Source organism: Clostridium sp. (assembly GCF_036569345.1).
GTDB lineage: Bacteria > Bacillota > Clostridia > Clostridiales > Clostridiaceae > Clostridium_AD.
Map to the genome: position 1 here is coordinate 1 of NZ_DATCQT010000189.1, position 3,761 is coordinate 3,761.

Below are 3,761 nucleotides of genomic sequence, written 5' to 3' on the forward strand. Positions count from 1 at the left end.
TTCACAGCTTCCTTATTAAATCTTTTGCTTAATGCTTGAGGGGAGATTGATACCTTTTCATTAGCTTCTAATTTTGCACACAAATCCGATAAAGACGAAGAACATAAATCTTCACCTATAAAAGTGCATAGGTTTAAAAAATTTTTAGCAGAAACCTTTCCTTTTCTTCTGATAAACAAATTTTTTTCAGCCATTTTTTCGATCTTATTAAGGTTGTACAACTCTCCTAGATTATTAGCAAACAGAACTTGTTCACTTCGTTACCAATTTCTGTAACGGGGTCGGATCCGCATCCTAAAAAAAGGAATCAGAGTGTGCCTAAAGTGAAATATTGCAAATATCAAAAGTGCAATCAACAAATTTCTCTGTTACTTTGCAATAAACCTACATTTAGGAAAACTGCTACACCATTTCTTAATACTAACTTTCCTCCGCATTTAGGACAGATACCACTATTAGCTTTAATATCTTTTTCAGCTAATGTCCTGTGAATTGCTTTTACATGAGTTTTTCTAGTTTCTTTGCTATCAACATTTAAAGAAATTAATTTTGTATAATACATCTTCTTTAACTAAATCAGTTATATTCTCAATATTATATTTTTTTATTGTCTTAGGCAAATTTATAATGTACACGACATCCGTTTTTGATGTTACTTTTAACTCCGCCCTTGTTGTAAAAGCTACTATTGAGATATAATTTATACCTCCAAAGTCATTTAAAATCTCTTTCAATGCTTGTATGTGTCCATAATTTTGTTTTATTGGATTAGCAAACAGAACTTGTCCACTTCGTTACCAATTCCTGTAACGGGGTCGTATCAGCCGCCTAAAAAAAGTAAATACAGACTACACATTTAGTGTAGCATAAGTCATAAAAGGAAATTAAAAATACTGTCTTTCATAAGATTACTTCTAATTACTTTTACATTTATTAGGTTTCTAGTGCGACCCTCTTGTATAATATGTAAATGTTATCATTTTATAAGATTGGTAACATTAATTTTTTCAGGTGAGTATATAATAACTTATAACTTACTACTACATTCCACTTCATACATAATCAACCACCACCTCTTCCCTCAAACTTCTATAAAAGTAGAAAGAAACTTTTATAAAAAAAGAGCTCTCTTGTAGACTCTTAGCTTCATATAATAAATTGCTCTAAATTATCAATTTCAAACTCATCATCTAACTTTAATTTTTTTACAGTTTCCTCGTAACCAATTTGTACTTCTTTAAACAGTTCATATTCTACTTCAACCTTTTTAGTTGTTGCTATTTCATATTCTTTGCTTCCATTTTCAAGTGACTCTTCTAAAAAGATTAATATTTCATATGCACTCAGAAATTTCAATAATCTAGGCTTTATTAATCCTTTATTTGTATCCCTGAGTATTTCAACAAAAAAATTTCTATCTATAATCAATATCTTCTCTGTTCCTTTTACTGTTTCTATTGTACGTGTCATGGTAAGTATAGGTGAATCTTTTATTAATATATGCTTACAATATAACTGTCTTACTGTTTCTTGTTTGATTAAGTAGCTGAATAGTGGAGCATATACCTCATTTAACCGTCTAATATATAACTCTCTGTTTTTCTCATAAAAATATTTTACAACTCCTATTATTGCTGCTATGAAAACTCCTGATGATATAATCAGTTTAATTACATCTATGACATTTTTCATGTTTTCATCCCCCTCTCTCCTTAAATTTCTATAAAAGATAGGCTAAACCCTTTATGATTTATTCCATAATTATCAAATTTTTTGTATTGACTACAATTGAAAAATATTATATAATTTTTATATCCTTAACAAGGAGGATATAATATATGGAAAAGGCAATAATTAGGATTGTTTTTAAAATTATTGCTATTGTTATGCTCATAACACTTTTTAATATAACTATTGTGAGATAAGATGATAGCAATCTTTGACGGTTGAATTAATTCAACTTTCATCGATTGCATAAGGATATAATAATATAAAATTTATGTTGAATTAATTAAAGCTTACTTTATTGTAGGCTTTAATTTTTTTACTTTTCTACATTACATTTCATATCTTTTTATATTTTATCATTTAAAAATATTGGAGAAACTGTGGGTCCCCAAATATGAGGAGAACTTTTCAGCTCTCTTCATATTCTTTAACTAATTTGTAGAATGTATTAGCAAACAGAACTTGTCCACTTCGTTACCAATTTCTGTAATAGCAACAGAGCTTTCCGTTTCACTTCCAATCTCTGTAAGGGGTCAGACCCTTGGGTAATTATGTAACTTGATTCCAATTATCATCATTTGCATGTAGGTTTTCCAACAACAATTAGCAAATTCGCTTCGCTCATAAGAACCCCCTGGGGACATGAACAAATTGTAACCACAATTTGTTTTGCTAATAAAGAAACACTTTTTTCAGCGATCTTGACGTTATGCTTGGACGTTCCATGCGCCATATTTTTCGAAGCATAGATACCATCATCACGGTCACCATCACTCCGATAGCGATGCTGCTGTTCGTCTATGTGCTTGGTGGCGTGATTCAAACCGGTACGGATAACTAGCAACAGAGCTTGTCTGTTTCACTTTCAATCTCTGTAAGGGGTCAGACCCTTGGGTAATTATGTAACTTGATTCCAATTATCATCATTTGCATATTAAGTTTTCCAACAACAATTAATTAATTCATATCATTAAAATAAAATACTTCTTTTTATCTCCATCGCTTCCCCAAAACTCAGCTAACTTTACCCTATGCTCTATGCATACCTTTAATCCATCTTTTCTATTTTTCAAAAGTTCTAGTTCAACCTCTATATTTTGGTTCTGATCATTAGTTATAGTAACTTTAAACCTATTATTTAAATTCCCTTCTATAAGATTATAAATGGGTTGACTACTATTTATTGGAGTAAAATATTTTAACCAAAGTACACTATCCACATTTATATACTCATATAGATTACTTATATCCTTTTCACCTTCTAACACTGGAGAAGATGTAACTATGGGTATCTCTAATTTCTTTAACCGCTTATAGGCCTCTTTAAAATAATTAGTAGGTAAAACTATCTTACCTTCTTTAAGATTACCAATAAAAGTAACATTGCCCGTATAAGCTAAATAACCAGTGTATGCTGCTACGAACGCATCTAGTTTATCTGTTTTTTCGTGTTTTCCACATCCATATAATATTTTTTCAATGCTTTTAAAACCTGAGTTTTCTAATATATCAATTCTTTCTTTTAACCCCATTGCAGTATCCTTTGGTGAAGGTATATAGCCTAATAAAGCTGTAAAACAGGCATGAGGAAATACCTCTATAAACCCTTGAATATCATGATTATATTTATTATTGATGATTTCCTTATATCCCAATTCCTCAAGCTTTGCGTAGAGATTAAATCCTGTTTTCATCCAACCTTTCCATCCAGTTATCTCATCCATGCTTCCTGGTGTAGAAAATGGATTTATTCCTCTTCTAGATAATTCATACTCACTCACTTTTTTGTTGTAATGTCCCTTTAGTTTACAATTCAAGTCCATCCTATATTCATCATTATTCATAAACCCATGGTTCAATTTATAAGGAGCATCCACCGCTACTACAGATGTTTCATTATTTTTTAAATAATCAACTAAATCATTAGCAGCGATATTTCTTATAAATTCTATATTTAGATTTTCATCTATACTTGCAACAGTTAGTTTTTCCTTATGTACATCAATACCTATAAAGTTCACAAATTACACCTC

The 3,761-nt window shown here is 30.3% G+C and carries 3 protein-coding genes and 2 pseudogenes; 1 reads left to right on the plus strand and 4 read right to left on the minus strand.

Features of this window, described 5'->3' with window-relative positions; translation table 11 throughout:
• The 3 genes and pseudogenes from VIM70_RS20115 to VIM70_RS20125 form a co-directional block, all read right to left on the minus strand.
• Positions 1-221 (minus strand): annotated as a pseudogene (locus VIM70_RS20115) (IS4 family transposase); the annotation flags it as partial.
• A gap of 131 nt (positions 222-352) precedes the next feature.
• Complete coding sequence (locus VIM70_RS20120; RefSeq protein WP_331947569.1) at positions 353-562, minus strand: hypothetical protein; 210 nt, start codon at positions 560-562, stop codon at positions 353-355.
• Positions 563-1,146: 584 nt separating this feature from the next.
• Entirely contained in the window at positions 1,147-1,692 is a 546-nt protein-coding gene (locus tag VIM70_RS20125; RefSeq protein WP_331947570.1) for a hypothetical protein, read from the minus strand.
• Between the two features lie 745 nt (positions 1,693-2,437).
• On the opposite strand from VIM70_RS20125, the pseudogene VIM70_RS20130 reads away from it, so the two are divergent.
• Positions 2,438-2,566, plus strand: a pseudogene (locus tag VIM70_RS20130) (ABC transporter permease); the annotation flags it as partial.
• A 124-nt stretch (positions 2,567-2,690) separates the two neighbouring features.
• On the opposite strand, the gene VIM70_RS20135 reads toward VIM70_RS20130, so the two are convergent.
• The gene (locus tag VIM70_RS20135) at positions 2,691-3,749 is read right to left on the minus strand and encodes a DUF429 domain-containing protein (protein ID WP_331947571.1); all 1,059 of its coding nucleotides are present in this window, start codon (positions 3,747-3,749) and stop codon (positions 2,691-2,693) included.
• Positions 3,750-3,761: the final 12 nt, after the last annotated feature.

Coding starts and splice junctions, on each gene's coding strand:
- VIM70_RS20120 (WP_331947569.1), bottom strand. CDS start 562: ATGTATTATACAAAATTAATTTCTTTAAATGTTGATAGCAAAGAAACT.
- VIM70_RS20125 (WP_331947570.1), bottom strand. CDS start 1,692: ATGAAAAATGTCATAGATGTAATTAAACTGATTATATCATCAGGAGTT.